Origin of the sequence: Ensifer sp. Root954, from assembly GCF_001429005.1 — a bacterium.
In the GTDB taxonomy this organism is placed as follows: domain Bacteria; phylum Pseudomonadota; class Alphaproteobacteria; order Rhizobiales; family Rhizobiaceae; genus Ensifer; species Ensifer adhaerens.
Genome location: NZ_LMJM01000043.1, coordinates 1 through 19,740 on the forward strand (window position 1 = coordinate 1; position 19,740 = coordinate 19,740).

14 protein-coding genes and 1 pseudogene are annotated in these 19,740 nt (G+C 58.0%); 8 read left to right on the forward strand and 7 right to left on the reverse strand.

The window, feature by feature from the left end:
- On the forward strand, positions 1-309 hold a 309-nt coding region (locus tag ASE71_RS37110; protein WP_244497385.1), incomplete at its 5' end, for an ATP-binding protein.
- A gap of 629 nt (positions 310-938) precedes the next feature.
- Here ASE71_RS37110 and ASE71_RS24785 read toward each other — a convergent pair.
- The 4 genes from ASE71_RS24785 to ASE71_RS24805 form a co-directional block, all read right to left on the reverse strand.
- A complete protein-coding gene (locus ASE71_RS24785) occupies positions 939-1,421 on the reverse strand; it encodes a hypothetical protein (RefSeq protein WP_156400744.1) in 483 nt (160 codons plus the stop codon).
- A gap of 596 nt (positions 1,422-2,017) precedes the next feature.
- Positions 2,018-3,231, reverse strand: a protein-coding gene (locus tag ASE71_RS24790) for an IS3 family transposase (RefSeq protein WP_113544754.1) whose coding sequence is annotated in 2 segments (ribosomal slippage) — positions 2,018-2,895 and positions 2,895-3,231 — 1,215 coding nt in all. Because the reading frame shifts where the segments join, the coding sequence is not laid out codon by codon here.
- Between the two features lie 730 nt (positions 3,232-3,961).
- Entirely contained in the window at positions 3,962-4,297 is a 336-nt protein-coding gene (locus ASE71_RS24800) for a hypothetical protein (protein ID WP_244496933.1), read from the reverse strand.
- Between the two features lie 352 nt (positions 4,298-4,649).
- Positions 4,650-4,886 carry a hypothetical protein gene (locus tag ASE71_RS24805; protein ID WP_060520808.1) on the reverse strand — a complete coding sequence of 79 codons (237 nt, stop codon included), beginning with the start codon at positions 4,884-4,886 and terminating at the stop codon, positions 4,650-4,652.
- Between the two features lie 693 nt (positions 4,887-5,579).
- On the opposite strand from ASE71_RS24805, the gene ASE71_RS24810 reads away from it, so the two are divergent.
- The 5 genes from ASE71_RS24810 (at position 5,580) to ASE71_RS24830 (ending at position 14,555) form a co-directional block, all read left to right on the forward strand.
- The gene (locus ASE71_RS24810) at positions 5,580-5,939 is read left to right on the forward strand and encodes a hypothetical protein (protein WP_034800013.1); all 360 of its coding nucleotides are present in this window, start codon (positions 5,580-5,582) and stop codon (positions 5,937-5,939) included.
- 44 nt (positions 5,940-5,983) lie between these two features.
- The gene (locus ASE71_RS24815) at positions 5,984-6,430 is read left to right on the forward strand and encodes a hypothetical protein (RefSeq protein WP_060520801.1); all 447 of its coding nucleotides are present in this window, start codon (positions 5,984-5,986) and stop codon (positions 6,428-6,430) included.
- 333 nt (positions 6,431-6,763) lie between these two features.
- Entirely contained in the window at positions 6,764-12,193 is a 5,430-nt protein-coding gene (locus ASE71_RS24820; protein ID WP_060520800.1) for a HAMP domain-containing protein, read from the forward strand.
- 10 nt (positions 12,194-12,203) lie between these two features.
- On the forward strand, positions 12,204-13,877 hold the full coding sequence (locus tag ASE71_RS24825) for a response regulator (RefSeq protein WP_060520799.1): 1,674 nt from the start codon (positions 12,204-12,206) through the stop codon (positions 13,875-13,877).
- A 423-nt stretch (positions 13,878-14,300) separates the two neighbouring features.
- Positions 14,301-14,555, forward strand: coding sequence for a hypothetical protein (locus tag ASE71_RS24830; RefSeq protein ID WP_034800008.1), 255 nt, complete (start codon positions 14,301-14,303; stop codon positions 14,553-14,555).
- A 330-nt stretch (positions 14,556-14,885) separates the two neighbouring features.
- Here ASE71_RS24830 and ASE71_RS37515 read toward each other — a convergent pair.
- Positions 14,886-15,115, reverse strand: a pseudogene (locus tag ASE71_RS37515) (CsbD family protein).
- Positions 15,116-15,209: 94 nt separating this feature from the next.
- Positions 15,210-16,076 carry an alpha/beta fold hydrolase gene (locus tag ASE71_RS24835; protein WP_060520798.1) on the reverse strand — a complete coding sequence of 289 codons (867 nt, stop codon included), beginning with the start codon at positions 16,074-16,076 and terminating at the stop codon, positions 15,210-15,212.
- Between the two features lie 611 nt (positions 16,077-16,687).
- On the opposite strand from ASE71_RS24835, the gene ASE71_RS24840 reads away from it, so the two are divergent.
- On the forward strand, positions 16,688-16,978 hold the full coding sequence (locus ASE71_RS24840) for a hypothetical protein (protein ID WP_034800005.1): 291 nt from the start codon (positions 16,688-16,690) through the stop codon (positions 16,976-16,978).
- A gap of 75 nt (positions 16,979-17,053) precedes the next feature.
- Positions 17,054-18,025: a YihY/virulence factor BrkB family protein gene (locus tag ASE71_RS24845; RefSeq protein WP_060520797.1), complete on the forward strand. Its 972-nt coding sequence runs from the start codon at positions 17,054-17,056 to the stop codon at positions 18,023-18,025.
- An 801-nt stretch (positions 18,026-18,826) separates the two neighbouring features.
- On the opposite strand, the gene ASE71_RS24850 is transcribed toward ASE71_RS24845, so the two are convergent.
- Positions 18,827-19,708, reverse strand: a complete 882-nt coding sequence (locus tag ASE71_RS24850) for a DUF72 domain-containing protein (RefSeq protein WP_034800004.1) — start codon at positions 19,706-19,708, stop codon at positions 18,827-18,829.
- Positions 19,709-19,740 lie beyond the last annotated feature (32 nt).

Here is a 19,740-nt window from a genome sequence, read left to right on the forward strand (position 1 = left end):
ATCTCCGCGAGATTGGCGCGGAGAGAAGCGATGCTCGAACCGGACGAGGTGACTGCGATGCTGTGGCTCAAGAAGCTGGGGTGGGGCACGCGGCGGAGCTGGGATGCTCGCGCACGACGGTACAGCGATACATCGAGACGGGTGGCTGGCGCGGGTATCGGCGACCCCGTCGTGGCAACTGCTATCCTTGATCGGTTGCTGCATCACAGTCACGTCATCACAATCCGTGGCGACAGCTACAGGCTACGAGAAAAGCGCCGTAGCGGGCTTCTACAGAAAGTCCACGACGGCAGCCGGTATGGAGAGTAACTAAACACCCTTGGCGGACCAGATTTGCGTGTCGCCTAAGGACCAGTTCACGATGCCGCTTGATATGTGGAGGATCTTGGCCCCGCGTCTGAAAGCGAACCGCAGGGACGGAAGGGCTGGTCTGGTGTCGTTGTCAGTCCAGGGCGGGGAAATCGCTGCTCGAATAGTCTATTGCTAGGGGCTGGCACGGAGACGGAGCCTGGAAGCGACCGAGGGATCACAAAAAGGAATGGCCCCGTCGCGGGACGACGAGGCCAGAGGCGCTTATCGAAGAGACTTCACTGGGGACGATCGTGAAGCTCGGGCCTGATCTCGATCGGGGAAACGGGATCAGAACAATTGAGAAACGCTTGCGTTATGAAAAGGTTCCTGGCCTCCCAATAAGAAACGGTCCTGAAGTCAACGACGGGGCCGGGACAGTGTGCTTTGTTGGGCCAGGAGGTTGGAAAAGCGCTGGGCCCGAATTGGGCTTCTGCTTCCCGACCTTAATCGGTTCCTGTCTCTGTTGCGGCGATGGCAGTTTCGCTAAGGCGCATCAGGCGCATAGTTTTTGGAGTGGTAGGCACGGTAAAAGGCAGCGCCTCCAGAGGGCGGGCAAGTGCGGCCCGCGGGGGGCGGGGTTTTGATTGTTATTCAATCACCCGTCGAACCAGTGCCGGGATCACCGCCGCTGCCGGTGCCAGGATCGCCGCCACTGCCGGTGCCGGGATCGCCGCCACTGCCGGTGCCAGGATCGCCGCCACTGCCGGTGCCAGGATCACCGCCGCTGCCGGTGCCAGGATCGCCGCCACTGCCGGTGCCAGGACCGCCGCCGCTGCCGGTGCCAGGATCACCGCCGCTGCCGGTGCCAGGATCACCGCCGCTGCCGGTGCCGGGATCACCGCCGCCGCCAGTGCCGGGATCACCGCCGCCGCCGGTGCCAGGATCACCGCCGCTGCCGGTGCCGGGATCACCGCCGCCGCCGGTGCCGGGATCACCGCCGCTAACAGGAGTACCCGGGTTGGTGTTACCGCCCGCACTGGTGCCGGTCCGATCCGTTTTCCCATTCGTTGTTGTCGGGGCGATTGCGTTTGTCGCCGGCAATCGCTCACATTGTGCTCCTCCGGCTCCATTGATCTTGTTTGCGTCTCCAATCGGGCCACACTGACCCGGGAAAATGGAGCGCTCGGCGATTTGCCCTTGCGCCGGGACGGCTATGGATAAGAAACCTGCCGACACCACGGTCAGACCGGTGCTTATCAGAAGTCTATGTATCGTGTTCATTTCGACCTCACTAATTTAGCTATATGTTATGTAATCTTTGGTGAGGGGAAAGGTTCCGTCGGACGACTCGGCTTAAAAACTTGCCTGCAGGGCTAGGGTACTATCCTGAGTGTTTTGGGCGCCGTTTAGGGGCGAGCTTTAGTTCCTCCGGTTGAACAACGAGATGCTGCGACCGTCGTGTCTAAACGAAGCAAACTGCTTCCGCGAAATCTTGGGGACATGAAAAGGAATGGCTCCGTCGGGGCGCGACGAGGCTAGGGGATCTTGTCGAGAGACTTCACTGGGGACATTTGTGGAAGCCCTGCGCCTAACCCTCTATCGGGGAAACGGTATCAAGACAAAGTGAGAACGCTCGCATCTTGAAATAGTACCTGCGCGCCAAAAGAAATGACCGCGTCCCTTTGGACGGGGTCTGGAGTGCCCCCCATTTCGCCGGACAAGTCAGCTATTGAGACAATGCTTTGATGAATTCCCTTGGGGATGCCATTTTCAGCGCTGAATGCGGATGGATTTCGTTGTAATCCTCGATCCATCCATCGATGTTCCGGAGCGCTGTGTCGGCGTCGGGAATGGGTGAGATGCGTATGTAGTCGCGTTTCAGGGTTTTGACGAAAGCCTCCGACATACCGTTTGATTGAGGGCTGGCGACCGGCGTGAAGCACGGGACCAGATTGAGGGCCTGAGCAAACAGCCTGGTTTCCTTTGCTGTGTAGGCGCTGCCGTTATCGGACAGATGTTCGATGGCATGTGGGGCACGCGTGCCACCGAAGCGTTTCTCGACTGCTTCCAACATCATATCGCGGACGTCAGAACCGGCGATCCCGGCATTGGCGACGGCCGCCCACGAGATGATCTCTCGATCAAACGCGTCGATGATGAAAGCAAGGCGGACCACCTCGCCATTCCAGCAGGTGAACTCCAGGCCATCGGAGCACCAACGAAGGTTCGACCGCATCACCATGACCTTGCCGTCGTGGACGCGGCCCTTGCGCACGGCGGTGTGCTTCTCAAGGATCATGGCGTGGTTGGCCATGATGCGGTGGACCCGCTTGCGGTTGACGACCGGCTGATCGGCGGCCCGCCGCTGCCTGTTGAGAAGGGCAGCGATCCGCCGATAGCCATAAGTTGGCCTGGCATCCACCAGCTTGCGAATGGCAGGCAGCAGCTCGGCATCGTCCGCTTTGAGGTAGGGTCCGCGAGGCTTGGACTTGCCCTTCAGACGTTCGGAGAGATTAGAACGCGACACGTGTAAGGCCTCCGCCACCGCCTTCATCGGGAACCGCCCTTCGGCAACAATATCGGCCGCGATATCGGTTTTTTTGACTGGGCTTTGGAAAGGGCTTCGCGAAGAATCTCGTTCTCCAGCGTCTTGCGTCCGAGAATGCGCTCAAGCTCGCGCACTCGATCTTCCAGCTTCTTCACCTCAGAATTGCCGATTACCGGCTCGTCGGAGTCCACCGCCACCGCACCTCCCTCGCTCAAGAGCCGACGCCAGCGATAGAGAAGGTTTGGCGCAACTCCATGCCGCCGAGCCGCAGAGGAAACCGTCTCCCCTGGGGCATAGCTCTCCTCGATGATCTGCAGTTTGCGTTCCGTTGTCCAGCGCCGCCGCCGGACGTCACCGATCATCAGGTCAACCTGTCGAAACTCGTTAGACATAAGCCTATCCTCAAGCCTGTGCTTGAGCCTTCCTGCTTATGCTGAGTGTCCGGTCGAAAGTGGGGGCAGTTCAGGGTCTTAGAGCGCGCGTGGTATACGAACCGTGCTACACAATAGGACTCCATTCTTAAAACTATCGATGGAAGCCCTGCCTTTGATCCGTTGCGGGAATCGATCATCGGTATTCGAGAACGGTTGCCGATGCGGAATGTTCCCTGAAGCCCGATGGCGGAATCGAGAGCCTGTCTCGCTTCGCTTTTGAAAACGCTGGGTGAGCTGCCCTCAGCAGCAGGCGCAACCCGGCGGTTCCGAACCAGATAGCGTTCTGGTAGGGAGGTTTCATCCGTATTTCCAAACCGATACTCATCGCGATGAAGTTTGCAAGTAGGAGGGCCTGCTGGTACGTGGAATGTTGCGTTTTGGCGCAAGCCGTTTCGAAGACCCTTCGTGTGAAGGCAAGATCTTGGATTGCGAGTTTGGGCCGAATGCGCACTGACACCTCGCAAAAAGGAGCGGAGTGCGCGCCATATCGGGCTTCGACGAAGCCTCAAAAGGAGTGCTCAAAAGGTGAGTGTGCAATTACGCCACCTTCATTCTCCCATCGATTGATGGGTTCAAGTTTTGTCACTGCGGGCAGGGGCGAGTTTCAGCTCGATACAGGCCTGCCTTGGCAGTCCGATCCTTGCTTTGTGAACCTGACCAACAATGCATCCAGCGACGGCGAAAGAACTTAAAGCCGCTTGATCGGCAACGCTCGAATGACAATCTCTTGCTGGCCAAACGCGCACTCCAATTCATGGCGATAAACCCGCCACCATAGCTGGTCGAGGTTTTCTGTCATTACTTCCGCCACGACGATCTGATCACGCTCCATTTCAGCTCCGGATACCCAATTTCCTTCCGCGGGAGCATTCCTGTAAAACGTTATGCCGCCGAAGGCCTCCGCAAGTTGATGCCGAACGGTATCGAACATTTGGGAACCGAACGGTTGCCCATCCCGTCGTTTGAGAGGCAGTAAGATCTGGATAAGATGCATGTTCGGTTCCTTGATTTCGAGCAGTCCCATCCTCTAATTGCCAGGTGGTTTCTTCCAGCGAAGCCACAGTCATCGTCAATGACCTGTGCCCCTCGTCGCGTAAAGTCATTACCGTGTTTCGTCAGACGCCGCCAACCCACCCTGCAAAGCACCGCGTTGAACCACCAGGACCGAGAAATGCGCCTGCGGAAACAGTATCGGCTGCTACTTCCGCGGCTTCAATCGCCTCCTGCTTGGCCGCAGCGATGCTTGTCCTGGTAAGTCTTTTCATACCGCTCGACATGCGTCCGTGCTTGCAGGCTTCCACATTGAACAGGTAAGGGTGAGCCAACATGGGATTTGCAAACCCTTCGATCCCGCCCGTATCGCGACACCTCATGCCTTAGGCCTTAGGGTCTTGTTTCTCTCCCGCGCTTTTGCCGTCGGAGCTTCGCGAACGCTCCTCGAAACGTTCCTCCCCTTTTGCCAGGGGGCTTCCTTTTTGGAGTTCAATCCGGCGCTCCTCTCGTTGGGCACTCTCTTGAAGCCCTCGCGCAGACTCGTTGCCCTCGGTTTGTTCATCCGTCGGCCTTTGAGCCGAGAGCGCCTCGGAGGACGACTTTTGTTCGGCGTCGGGCATTGCTGAACTCGCGCTCGCGGCCTCATCGGCCGAGCGAAATCTCTTCAAAGCTGCGCGAACCTCATCTTCTTCCCATCCAGCCTCGACGGCCGCGGCGACCAATTCGGTTTCAAAGTCTCGCCAACTGTCCCGCCCTTCATGAGCTGAAAGAATGGACGAGAAGCACTGGTAACAGTCGGCCGACCTCTCCAACGTGCCCTTCGCAGTCCTTGGGGATGCAATGTATGTCATGATCTCGGACCTCGTATCTGACGGAGCGACCAGGCAGCGAAGTGCAAGGACCTGCATTCGCTATCACTGGCGCGCAAACCTTCGGCCTTTCAAAATGTTCCTGGGAATTTCATACGGAGGGTACGTCGTCGGCCAGGCAAAAAGGCGTGACATGGAGCCGTTGCCGCAGGATCGGAAACTCCTGAAGATCCGTGCAGCCGACGTCGTTGCGCGCGCTTCACCCAGGTTACGTAACAATCCTCTCGCGGGGGGCCCTCTAACCACAGGCTCATCGCCTATGAACTGCCTTGCCCAGGCTTGCAAGCAATTCGCCACCTGAACTCCTCCCGGCGTCTGGCGCGATGAACTCTATCAACCCTTGAACGAGCGCAGGTGTCTTTTCACATTTGGACGGAACCACCGTCTCTCGTGCGGGTTTCACTGATGGCCGGCCGCCAAGTTCGTTCCGATGGAGAAGTTGCAATGGTAAATATCAAAGCAAAGGGGTTTGAAAACCTCGCGCAGTTGCAAGAACATCTGGCTGAGCTCGAGGAAGAAAGCCCTGCAGACGAGCAGGTGCCGGAAGCCTCCCCTTCCCCACAGGAGCAGATCGCAGAATTGCGCCGAGAGCTCGCTCAATTGCAGGCGCGGCTGGTGCCAATTCATGCGAAAACAGAGGGGTTGGACGTTCCATCGCGCCGGGACGTCCATCTGTGGTTGAGGATCGTCATAGCGGCGGCGACAACGCTCGTACTCGCCCGCGTGGTTCAACACTTTCGTCCCGGAGCACCGGGTGCAGCGATCCTACCGTTGCTTACGGCTCGACGTGACGGCAGAATCTGATCCCTACAGGCAAAAGGCCACGGTGAATACATCGGGAGGATCCTATGTCGAACGACAATGAAACGGATGACAGAAATAGCCAGCCAACAGCACCTGGAACCACGTTCGGACGCTCGCTCGAAAGCCAGGCGCAAATGGCGGACGCGCGAGTTGTTGCGACTGGTGAAGCGGTCGAAACCCTCAACGTCTACCGGCTTGTTCCCATTGCGGAGGCAAATGATCCCCGCTGGGCAAACGCTCCATCGCACGGCGTGGTTGTGGTGGCTGCGCGCACTGCCGGGGATGCCCGGGTTGTGGCGGCCGGCGGCGAGCTGGATTTCATGGAGGTCGACGCGGCTCCTGCGGAGGACGTAACGACGCTGCAGGCAAGTGCGTTTCGATCCGAAAAACTTTACAGCGTGGTCGAGATTGAAAGAGGAAGATCGGATCTCAGGAGGGGCGTACTTTCCGGTGCGATCTCGGTCGGCAACATCCGGCCGACTCAGGAGTAGAATCATGTAATCCGTTACCGTCGCCAACATCTTACGACCAACCTTGGGTCGGGGGAGACAATTTCCACCGCCTTGTACTGTCTGCATTCCACCCATTGATGTTGAGAAGGGGGCCGAGACAAGTGGCCCGGCATTGACCGGGATGTCCCCCGCCTCTTCTGCTTTGTGCAACTTGGCTTTTCTTCGTCGAAGGCATCGCGTCCCATTGGACCAGAGCGTTCCAACAAGCCGCGCGGTGCCCATGGCAATTTGTGGGTCGAGCGCTAGATCTATCTTGCCTCAACGGAGAACACCAAGGTGGGAAGACAAAGTGGCGATGTCCGGCGTGACAATATGGGCTCAGTCGATCCTCTGGACCCGGCAATCATGGCGGGCGAAGACGCACGCGCCTTGTTCGAAGCACTGCTCGCGATGAAGCGAGGAGACTTCTCGGTCAGGATGAGGCTTGACCTGGATGGTATCACAGGAAAGATAGCCGATACCTTCAACGACCTGGTCGCCGCCAACCAGAAGATGGCTCAGCAGCTAGCGCACGTTGGTCAAGTGGTGGGGCGCGACGGACGCACAAGCACCCGAGTCCGCTTCGGGCTTTCCGACGGGTCCTGGTCCGATATGGAAGACTCCATCAATACGCTGATCGATGATCTCGTATGGCCCACGGCTGCCGTAACCCGTACGATTGCCGCAGTCGCCAAAGGCGATCTTTTGCAGACCGTTCCGCTCGACGTCGATGGTCGCCTCCTCAAGGGGGAGTTTTTAAGATCCGCGAATATCGTCAATACAATGATCAAACAGCTCAGCGTATTCACCTCGGAAGTCACGCGCGTCGCCCGTGAAGTCGGCACTGATGGCAAGCTCGGCGGCCAGGCGCAGGTCCCTGAAGTCACCGGCGTCTGGAAGGACCTCACCGAAAGCGTCAACTCGATGGCGTCAAACCTGACGGCACAGGTGCGCAATATCGCCGAGGTTACGATCGCGGTTGCCAACGGCGATCTGTCGAAAAAGATCACCGTCGATGTCCGCGGCGAAATCTTGCAGTTGAAAGAGGCCATAAACACGATGGTGGATCAGCTTCGCTCTTTCGCCTCGGAGGTAACGCGTGTTGCACGCGAAGTGGGAACGGAAGGAAAGCTCGGCGGCCAAGCGCTCGTGCCAGGCGTTGCCGGGACCTGGAAGGACTTGACGGACTCCGTCAACGCCATGTGCGGCAATCTAACGGCCCAGGTTCGAAACATTGCACAGGTCACGACCGCGGTTGCCCGAGGAGATCTCTCGCGCAAGATCACTGTCGACGTGTCGGGAGAAATCCTTGAGCTCAAGGAAACCATCAATACGATGGTCGACCAGCTGAATGGCTTTGCAGGGGAGGTAACGCGCGTCGCCCGTGAGGTTGGTACCGAGGGGCGTCTGGGCGGGCAAGCACAAGTCCCAGGCGTTGCCGGCACGTGGAAGGACTTGACCGACAGTGTGAATTCCATGGCTGGTAACCTCACGGCTCAGGTTCGAAACATCGCCGAGGTGTCGACCGCCATCGCCAACGGCGACCTTTCACGCAAGATTACCGTCGACGTGAAAGGCGAGATCCTTCAACTGAAAGAAACGCTCAACACCATGGTGGACCAGTTGAACCGTTTCGCTTCCGAAGTTACTCGCGTCGCCCGCGAAGTCGGTACCGAGGGCAAGCTTGGCGGTCAAGCACAGGTTCCAGGCGTTGCTGGCACCTGGAAGGATCTCACTGAAAATGTGAACTTCATGGCATCGAACCTGACGGGCCAGGTGCGAAACATTGCCGAAGTCACGACGGCCGTGGCAAGGGGCGATCTTTCGCGCAAGATCACCGTCGACGTCAAAGGCGAAATCCTAGAGCTCAAGAATACCATCAATACGATGGTCGATCAGCTCAATGCCTTTGCCGGCGAGGTTACACGCGTGGCGCGCGAGGTCGGGACGGAGGGCAAGCTTGGGGGGCAGGCGCAGGTCTCCGGTGTCGCGGGCACCTGGAAGGACTTGACCGATAGCGTCAACTCGATGGCCGGCAACCTGACGGACCAGGTCCGCAACATCGCCGAGGTCGCGACCGCAATTGCCAACGGCGATTTGTCGCGCAAGATCACCGTCGATGTCCGCGGCGAAATCTTGCTCCTGAAGGACACGCTCAACACCATGGTCGATCAGCTGCGCTCGTTCGCGGGGGAGGTGACCCGTGTGGCGCGCGAGGTCGGTACCGATGGCCGACTCGGTGGCCAGGCTGTTGTCCCCGGTGTCGCCGGCACATGGAAAGATCTGACCGACAACGTCAATCTGCTTGCGGCCAACCTGACGACCCAGGTGCGCAACATCGCCGAAGTCACCACGGCTGTCGCGCGCGGTGATCTCTCCCGAAAGATCACGGTCGACGTCAAAGGGGAAATCCTCGAACTCAAAAACACCATCAACACGATGGTCGATCAGCTCAACGCCTTTGCAGGCGAAGTGACGCGTGTGGCCCGCGAAGTGGGTACCGAGGGAAAGCTCGGCGGACAGGCGCAGGTGCCGGGTGTCGCTGGAACCTGGAAGGACTTGACCGACACGGTAAACGTCATGGCTGCCAATCTGACTGAGCAAGTTCGTGGTATCGTGAAGGTGGTGACTGCTGTTGCAAACGGGGACCTCAAGCAGAACCTGACGGTTGCCTCCAAAGGCGAAGTTGCCGCTCTTGCCGAGACGATCAACAACATGACGGGTACGCTTGCAACCTTCGCCGACCAGGTCACGAGCGTGGCGCGCGAAGTGGGTGTCGAGGGCCGGCTCGGCGGGCAGGCAAACGTTCCTGGCGCCGCCGGGACCTGGAAAGACCTCACAGGCAACGTCAACTTGCTCGCGGCAAACCTGACGACGCAGGTCAGAGCGATCGCTGAGGTGGCGACGGCTGTGACGAAAGGTGACCTGACGCGTTCAATCCAGGTCGAGGCCCGCGGCGAGGTGGCCGAGTTGAAAGACAACATCAACACGATGATCGGCAACCTAAGGCTCACGACGGAGCGCAACACCGAGCAAGACTGGCTTAAGACTAACCTGGCCCGGTTTACCAATATGTTGCAGGGGCAGCGCGACCTGACATTGGTCGGGCGGATGCTGCTGTCCGAGCTCGCAGCGCTGGTCGGCGCACACCAGGGCGTCATCTATAAGGTTGATAGCGACGAGCGCCGGTCGACACTTTCGCTTTTGTCGACTTATGCCCACGGGATCGATGCTACCCACCCGGCGCGTCTGGATTTTGGTCAGGGGTTAATCGGACAATGCGCGAGCGATGCACGCCGTATTCTCATTACCAATCTGCCGGACAACGTCGTTCCGATCAGTTCAGGCGTGTTTTCCGCACTTCCCAAGAGCGCGATTGTGCTGCCCGTTCAATTCGAGGGTCAGGTCAAGGCAGTCATCGAACTAGCCTCGGCTGGCGATTTTACAGACCTGCAGTTGTCGTTCCTGGACCAGCTGACGACATCGATCGGGATTGTGCTCAACTCGATTGAAGCGAACATGCAGACAGAGGGACTGTTGAAGCAATCGCAGCAGCTGGCAACGGAACTTCAAACCCAACAGAGAGAGTTGCAGCAGACCAACGAGCAACTTGAACAAAAAGCACAGCAGCTCGAAGAGCGAAACGTCGAGGTCGAAGGCAAGAACCAGGAAATCGAGCAAGCCCGCCGGGCTCTGGAAGAAAAAGCGACCGAACTTGCACTGACATCGAAATACAAATCCGAGTTCCTTGCCAACATGTCCCACGAGCTGCGGACGCCGCTAAACTCGATCCTCATTCTGGGTCAACAACTAAGCGACAATCCCGACGGAAATCTGTCGGGTAAGCAGGTGGAGTTCGCCAAGACAATTCACGGAGCCGGCACCGATCTCCTCAACCTCATCAGCGATATCTTGGACCTTTCGAAGATCGAGTCCGGGACCGTTTCTGTCGATGCTGAGGAGATATTCATCAACAACCTGCTGGAGATGATGTCGAGGCCATTCCGCCACGAGGCCGAAAACCGCAACCTCAGCTATTTGGTGGAGATCGGCGACGACGTTCCCAGAAGCGTCATCACAGACTCCAAGCGATTGCAGCAGATCCTCAAGAACCTGCTGTCGAACGCGTTCAAGTTCACCGCAGAGGGCGGCGTGACGCTACGGGTGACCGCGGCAACGGAGGGCTGGTCTTCGGATCACCCCTCGCTCCAACACGCTCCCTCAGTGATCGCGTTCGAAGTGTCTGACACCGGGATCGGCATTTTGCCGGAGAAGCAACGCATTATCTTCGAGGCATTTCAGCAGGCTGACGCTTCGACCAGCCGCAAATACGGCGGCACCGGGCTCGGTCTCGCCATTAGTCGAGAACTAGCAAACCTCCTTGGCGGAGAAATTCAGTTGCGCAGCACCCCCGGGATCGGCAGCACCTTCACGCTCTTTCTACCGCTGACATATATCGGTGCGTCGACGGCGCTCAAATCTGTTCCCGCTCCAACCAATGTGGTGCAACTGGCGGAGGCTGCAGCCGCATGGCGCGGCGAGAAAGTGGCTGAACAGATGGATGATGATCGCGGCGTGATTGAACCCGGCGACGTTGTTCTTCTGATCATCGAAGACGACGCTCACTATGCGCGGGTTCTTGTCGACCTTGCCCGTGACAACGGCTTCAAGGTCCTGGTCGCCAGCCGCGGTAGCGACGCATTGGATCTCGCCCATGAGTTCAAACCCGCCGCGATATCGCTCGACATCTTCTTGCCGGACATGCTCGGATGGACCGTACTGAGCCATTTGAAGCAGAGCGCGGCAACACGACACATCCCGGTCCAGATCATCAGTCTCGATGAAGACCGGCAGCACGGCCTCGCGCGAGGTGCCTTCGCGTTCATGACCAAGCCCACCACCGCACATAGCGTGGGCAAGGCTTTTTCGCGATTAAGAAACTACGCCGAGCCCCGTCGCAAACGCCTCCTTCTCGTCGAAGACAACGAGGCCGAGCGCCTGAGCGTCACCGCACTCCTTGGTGACCATGACATCGACATTGCGAGCGTGGGGTCCGGTGCGGAGGCTCTGGTCGCCCTCCGTAACGATCCCATCGACTGTGTGGTTCTAGACCTGACGCTCCCCGACATGACCGGCTTTGAGGTTCTGGAGAAGATTCGGGACGACGATGACATCGTTGAAGTGCCGGTTGTCGTATTCACGGGGCGAGAACTCTCTCCGGAGGAAGACGCACGACTACACTCCATGGCACGCAGCGTCGTCGTGAAGGGGGTGGAATCGCCGGAAAGACTCCTCGACGAAACCGCGTTGTTCCTCCATCGGGTGGTAGCTGACATGCCCGCGGCGAAGCAAACCATGCTCGAAAAGCTGCACAGTTCGGATGAGGATCTGCTCGGGGAGGCCGTGTTGCTCGTCGATGACGATGCGCGTAATATTTTTGCGCTAAGCAGCGTGCTGGAACGGCGGGGTATGCGGGTGCTGACAGCGACGACCGGCAGCGAAGCCATCGAGGTCCTTCAAAACGAACCAGGCGTTGCCATCGTTCTCATGGATATCATGATGCCCGGGATGGACGGCTATGAAACCATGCAGGTCATTCGATCGGATTCGAAATTCCGCAGGCTTCCCATCCTTGCGCTCACGGCCAAGGCGATGAAGGGAGATCGCGAGAAATGCCTGGAGGCAGGCGCTTCGGATTACCTTGCAAAGCCGGTCAATACTGAGCAACTGCTGGCAGCTCTTCGTATGTGGCTTCATCGTTGAGGGTTTGGGCATGAATCCTGTCAACATTCTTCTTGTCGATGATCAACCGACGAAATTGCTGAGCTACGAAGTGGTCCTCCAGGATCTGGGTGAAAATCTCCTGAAGGCGCAATCCGGACGGGAAGCTCTGGAGCATCTTCTTCGAAGCGACATCGCGGTAATCCTGGTCGATGTGTGCATGCCGGAACAGGACGGGTTCGAACTCGTCAGCATGATCCGCGAGCATCCGCGATACCAAAACACGGCGATCATCTTCGTGTCGGCCGTCATGATGGCGGAACCCGACCGATTGCGCGGTTACGCCGCTGGCGCCGTCGATTATGTCTCGGTCCCGATCGTACCGGATGTCCTACGTGCCAAGGTTAGGGTCTTTGCGGATCTCTACCGCAAGACCCGCGAGCTCGAACGTCTCAATGCGGAACTCGAGAACCGAGTCCGCGAGCGCACAGCCGAGCTGGAGGCGTCTGCGACCGAACTCCGGCAGCTCAATGAGGAACTCGAACAGCGCATCGAACAGAGGACGCGCGAACGAGAGGCAGCGCTTGCGCAACTGTTCGAAGCGCAAAAGCTCGACACCGTGGGTCAATTGACTGGCGGTGTTGCTCATGACTTCAACAACCTGCTGATGGCGATCCTCGGCAGTTTGAAGCTTTTGAAGAAGCAGCTCCCTCAGGGAGGTAAGAGCGAGCGGCTGGTCGAAAACTCGATCCAGGCGGCCGAGCGTGGTGCCGCATTGACCCAACGCTTGCTGGCGTTCGCCCGTCGTCAGGAACTGAAACCTCAACCGATCGATTTCCTCGATCTTTTTCAAAACATTGAAGACATACTCGTCCGCGCTCTTGGCCCCGGCATCGACGTGCGAAAACACATTCCCGCATCTCTTCCGCCGTTGCTCGTCGATCGCAACCAGCTCGAGCTTGCCTTGCTCAACCTGTTCGTGAACGCTCGCGATGCGATGGTAGGTGGCGGCACGCTTGTCGTGTCGGCTGAGGAGGATTTAACATCGATGCCCGTTAACCTCAAGCCGGGTCGCTACGTGCGAATAACGGTTTCGGACAGCGGTGAAGGCATGGACGAGGCCACTGTGGCGCGCGCGACCGAGCCATTTTTTACCACCAAGGGGCAGGGAAAAGGGACGGGGCTCGGCTTGTCGATGGTCCACGGCCTTGCAGCTCAATCCGGCGGTGCGTTGAGCCTTTCGAGTAGAAAGGACGAAGGCACTACCGTCGCGCTTTGGTTGCCCGTCGCCGAAGATTCCGTGCCGGCGAGCACGCCCTTGGAAACCACCGCGCTCGAGGTTTCCCAAGTCCAAAGTCCTTTGAGGGTACTTGTAGTCGACGACGATGTTCTCGTCAGTATGGGGACAGCCGCTATGCTGGAGGATCTCGGCCATACCGTTGTGGAGGCATCTTCGGCAGCCACCGCACTCGAGATCCTTGGATCGGGACATACGTTCGATCTCGTTATCAGCGACCAGGCGATGCCAGGCATGACGGGTGCGGAGCTGGCACGTTTGATTTTCTCGTCCTATCCGGGTCTCCCAGTGATCCTTGCTTCGGGATATTCTGAGTTGCCCGACGACGAGGGACTTCAGGCGCTCTTGAGAATGACAAAGCCGTTTACGCAGGAAGAACTACAAACAACGATCGGACGCGCGGTGGCCCACCGGGCCACAGCCGCTTGAGAACTTCGTCACGTGCTGAACATCGCAGCAATGATGAAGCGTTCGGAATTCTCGCGGCTGTTGAAGTAGTAGACGGCCAAAAGGGAAGGACACAGCCGATGTCTGGTCCGCCGCGTCGGCTTGGATGACCGTTTCCGAACGCCGCTAGGCGACAGCCTCTATCCATAGCTCGCGCGTGCCAAGCCACTTCAACATTTCCAGCTGACGATAATCAAAGAAGCTGCGGGTGGCGTGGGGGGGAGACGATCGCTGCGAAATCTTTCACGCGGAACCTGCCGGCGGCAGACTGAGCTCAGGCGTCACTTCAGAAAGGGGCTTGCTGCAAGCTCACATCTCGATCACGACGATGTGTACTTTGACAAAGGAACGGGAGTTTGGCTCGATGGTTCGTCCGACATCTACTGGATCAAGAGGAGATTCACGATGCTAAAAACAATGTTAACGGCAGCTGCGCTGTTTGTTGCAGCGACGCCTCCCGCATTTGCCCTATCGGATATCGTGTGTGACCAATCGAACATGTCAAAGCTCGAGAAGGACGTAAAGAGCATCAAAGACGAGATGAAGAAGGACTACGCCAACAAAGAACTAGCCATGGCAAAGGACGCGCTTGCATCAAACGACAGCGACAAATGCAAAACGCACATGTCGAATGCGATGAAAGGCAATGACCCGATGTGATGGGTGAGCGGATTCGGAGGCTCCCTTTTCAAACCGGCCCTGTTGCATGCCCAGACGGAGTGTTGATGCAATATATCGGAGCATTGGAGTGGTTGCCCTTCCTTTTCGCTCGACTCCAGCGGCGCGAGCGCTGCAGCCACCTCAAAAAAACTTGAGGCCCTCGAGGGAGTCGGAGGGTCTCAAAATGCCCACGTCGCCTTCGTGCCACGCGGTCTTTTAAGCTGCCCCCTCGACCTCTGATCTGGTGCCGGACGCGGAAAGCTTCGCTCCAAATGGTTCCCGCCGCTCCTAAATCAAAATAGTCCGCCCCGCCAAGGCGGGCAGACAACGTCACCAGGTTTGCCGGCCATACCAGTCGTCGATGTTCTTGCCGGACGCGATCCTTCTCGAGGCCGTAAGGCTTCCTGAATCTTCACTTCTAGCTGATCTTGTTTTTCCCCTTACTTGATCAAGATCGTCGTCGGTGAGTTTGCCCTACTTTCCTTGATTTTTCCCTTGAATTGCTTGCAGTTACCTTCATGCGATCCGGCGGCGAAACGCCTGGCGGCTCCTTTGTTCACCGGTTCGTCCAGATTGGGGTTTGAGGAGGGTGATCGACATAACGGCCGCTTCGCTTCGCGGGATGGCTGGCGGGTGTGAGGCTGCAGAAGAGGACTAGATTTCGATTTGGCTTAGGAAGCGAGCAAGTGCCTTCGACAATTCCTCGGGTGCTTCCTCAGCCATATGATGGCCTGAACTGATGGAGTGGCCCTCGAGGTTCGTTGCCCAGGGGCTCCAGACCGCCAGAACATCATCGTAGAGATCCGCGAGGTCGTCCAACCTGGACCATAGACACAACATCGGGCACTCGATCAACCGGCCGGCCCGCCGATCGGCGAGGTCGTGTTGCCTATCGACACCCAGCCCAGCCCGGTAGTCTTCAAGCATACCGTGAACAACGGAAGGATTGCGGGTGGCGGCTCGGAAGTCCTCATAGGCAGCCTGACCCATTGGTTCCATTTCGCCGCCGTACCACGCATCCGGATCGGCAAGGATTGCGCGTTCCGGCTTATCAGGGACGGCAAAGAAAAACCAATGCCACCATTTTCTCGCAAACTGCTCACCAGTTCGTTCGAGAGCTTCCAGGATTGGAACAGCGTCGAGTACGACCAGGTGCGTGACGCTGTCGGGATGATCCATTGCGAGCCGAAACGCGGTGTAGGCGCCACGATCATGCCCGACAACGGCAAATTGAGTATGTCCAAGCGCCCCCATCAGCTCGACGCATGCGGCAGCCTTGGCCCGTTTCGACGAGCCGGAGTGGTCAGGCGTATCCTGCGGAACATAGGATTGACCAAATCCCGGCAGATCTGGACAGATAACCCGAAAGGTGTCTGCCAGCCGCTCCGCCACCTTCCACCAGGTGACGTGGGTCCGGGGGTGGCCGTGAAGCAATAGAACAGGCGGACCGCTTCCGCCATGTCGCACCCGCAGCTGGCCAGCTGTTACAGGTATCGTTTCAAGTTTGAAGCCCTCGAACATGGTAGTGCCATGAGTGCCATGGGGCCGGTTTTGCATTATATCCGGGCCGCAGATCGGTTAGTAACCGAAGAAACTCTAGCAAAGTCCGATAGTTCCAACCGAGTGTGTGCCTCCCCCAACAAATCGTGGGCCCCACGGGTTAGCATTCGGAACACGTCCGACGCCCTGTCACGCCGCCCATTCTGGCCATCATCACGTCCGCAAGGACTTCGTCCATTTGTGTCTCCCGTCGGCGCAACGTGGGAATTTTACTTCGGCGCTTTTGGCGAATTCTCGCCCGTCAATGGTCGAAGAAAGCCACACGGAGGGATAGCGGCGGCATGAGACCCTTCCAGCAGTTACGCTCGACAAGCGCGGAAGCGTCCGCTTGGGGGCGAAAGCGACGAGCGCCCTGCGGAACGTTCAAGCTTCTCGCCGGTTTTGGCCTGAGAGAGGAGCCAATTATGGGAATCAACGAATCAAAAAGCGGCGCGCGAGGTACTCCATCACATAGGCTTGGGATACCTGTCCGGGGCCGATTGGAACTTTCCGTCTTTTAGCGCGCTTATCGGATTTGCGGCCAATGCCAGTCGAGCGATGATGCCCGCCTGCCCAGATCAAGGAAAAAGACGATGCGGAATTCAGTTGCCGCGGTCATTGTCAGCGTTTCGCTCGGCGGATGCACCGCCGGCGTCGCGACTTACGGCTTCTCGCCGAACTTAGAACCGATACCCGGTAGCATCACCTATCGCGGCCAGCCTCGCACCAAGCTGACGAAAGCACCTGTGGGCAGCATCGTGCCACACGAGTTTCGAGACCAATTCGGTCGGCGCGTTTCTGAGATCTATGTCATTCAACCGGATCGCTCTCTTCGTCTTGTCTCCCGACGCAGGCAGACATTTGATTTTTTCGATGACGATTAAGGGGACTTGGCATCCGTAGATTGACGGACGAAGAAATCGCACAGGCGATAAACTTTTAAGCGGCAAGAGGTCGATGTGACGAAGTCAAGGGAAGCCGTGGAACCGGGCAGGGGGCGAAATGCTTCAACGCCTGAAGAGATACCGCCGAAAGGCATTCGCGATGTCTTTTGGCGTGTTGTTTCAGAAATGTTCGAGGAGCGTGTTTTCCTGATCGCGGCGGGGGTGAGTTTCTATCTTCTGTTGGCACTCTTTCCCGCTCTTGCTGCCCTCGTGTCCTTTTACGGCTTCATCGCCGATCCCATCGACATCGGAACCCATATGAGCGTGCTGGACGATCTGTTGCCACCCGGGTCTTACGCTTTGATTTCGGACCAGTTGAAATCTTTGACATCCCAGAAGACGACAACGCTTAGTTTCGGTTTCGTCAGCGGCCTGTTCATCTCGCTCTGGAGTTCTGCCAATGGCATTTCGGCGCTTTTTGATGCCATGAACGTCGCCTATGGCGAAACTGAGAAGAGGACATTCGTCACCCGGACGCTGCTTTGTCTCGCATTCACGTTCGCCGGGTTGCTTTTTGCGGTGGTCCTGATCGTGGCAATCGGCGTCATTCCCGCCTTGCTGGCGTATCTGTGGCTCGATCGGTGGACTGAAATCCTGACGAGGACGGTGCGGTGGCCGATGATCCTCTTCCTCGTCGCTATCGGCACGGCCTCGATCTACCGGTACGGGCCGAGCCGCGAGCGGGCGAAGCTACGGTGGCTCAATTGGGGTGTCATATTCAGCACGTTTATGTGGCTCGCCGCCTCATGGCTCTTTTCCTTCTATTTGCAGAATTTCGCGAACTACAACGCGACTTACGGCGCTCTCGGCGCGCTAGTCGGTTTCATGATGTGGGTATGGATTTCGACGGTTATCCTCATCATAGGTGCTCTGATTAACGCGGAGCTCGAACACCAGACAGTCGTCGACTCCACCACCGGTATACCCCTCCCGATGGGTGAACGCGGCGCCTACGTTGCTGACACACTCGGCAAAGCTGCCGACTAGGCGCGTAAAGCCACGTCGGTTCGCGCACCGCTCTCCGAGGCGGGGATCTGCAGACCCGAATGAGCCGATCACTCTGAAGGTCGGGTGTGCGCACCGTCAGCAAGAAACGCTCCAACGACCGACGATGTGGCGCGTGCTCAGCTCCGTTATAGTGACACCGACACCAGTGCGCTCGGCGTTCGCACTTCGACGAAACCTCAAGCCGCGGCACATCGCGTTCGCTCATCGCTATGAATGCGCGATCTCCCAGGTCATCCGCCCTCCGGGAAGCGCGTGCACAAGTCCAGGGTGAACCGTGGTTAGGGATCCTGCCGTTGCTCCGACACGAAGCCGAATGGCCGGTTCAGCCCAACGTCGGGTTAGCTGTGCCCTTCGATTTCCGCGGCCGGTCTGCGAGCAAGTCCGAGAGTTCGCAAACTCCTGCTTCGTGAGGCCGATGCACTAGCGCATACCCGGCAAACGCAAGCCGCCGCGGCGCGCCTGCTCAGTAGATCCTGGCGCATCTGCGAACCTCGCTCTTTTGTGGGCCTTCTCCGTCGTGCCACTTTGATCAAGCTCCTTCCCGGCGCCGATCTCAGGCGCTGAGTGAATGCCCGCAGGGGCGGTCAACTGCCTCATTGCTACGAACGGCAATTGTCGGAGGCCCCGGGCGGGAGGTCCTGGTGGAGCTCACCGCTCGACCCCAAAATACAGGCCATATAGTCCCAGATCGTGAAGGGGGGTCGCACAGCGGCCCTCCAATGTTTCCGATAGAGATGGCAAGCCAGATAGGGCTATAGGCAAAATCTGATCAAAGGGGGTCTACTCGAGCAGCAGCTCCGACAGGCGCTTGGCATTCTTGATCGCATGACCATCACGATCATTGTTGAAGTAAGCCCAGACCGTTTTCGCTCCGCTTTGGCGGATGCGTTCCGCCCATATCCTCAGTTCGGCGTCACTGTAATCGTGCCTATACCATTGATATGGCCCGTGAAACCGCACATAGATGTCATCGCAAGTCTTCACGAGGGCGTCGGGCAGCCGAGGGCCACTGCAGGAGCAGAAAATAGTTCCATTTTTCTCAAAAGCGTCGAAGACGTCGTCATTCCACCAACTCTTGTGGCGGAACTCCACAACGTTTCGACGGGAAGGGTCAAGCTGAGCCAGTATGGTGTGCAACATCTCGGCGGAGTAACGGACGCTTGGAGGCAATTGAAACAGAAAGCAGCCCATCTGGGGGCCGAGAACGTCGGCTATGTAGCCAAAGTCCTTGACCAAGGTGCTGGTGTCGTCGAAGCGCCTGACGTGGGTAATGAGCTCACAGACTTTGACCGTGTAAACAAAATTCGGTCCTGCTTGTCGCAGCCAATTCCTCACCGCGGCGATCGTCGGCCATGAATAAAAGGGCGCATTGAGCTCCACCGTTTGGAACTGCTGGGCATAGATGGGAAACCACTTGCTCGAAGGAATATCTGCCGGATAAAGCTGTCCTTTCCAGTGCCAATAGTACCAACCCGAGCAGCCGATATGGAGGCCGTGTAACAGGTCCCGCGGAATGGTGAGCGCGCCTCCATTCGTCCCCAGCGCCAATCTCAACGCATGCATCTTTTCGGCCCGGCCTATATTCGCAAGCCGCTGCCTCTGTCGGCGCTGCGCGCGACGGGCGCGACGTTCTGCAAGTTCTTCCGAAGAGCGCTCCACCATCTGACAATCCGCCGTTTTCCCTGGTCAGAAAG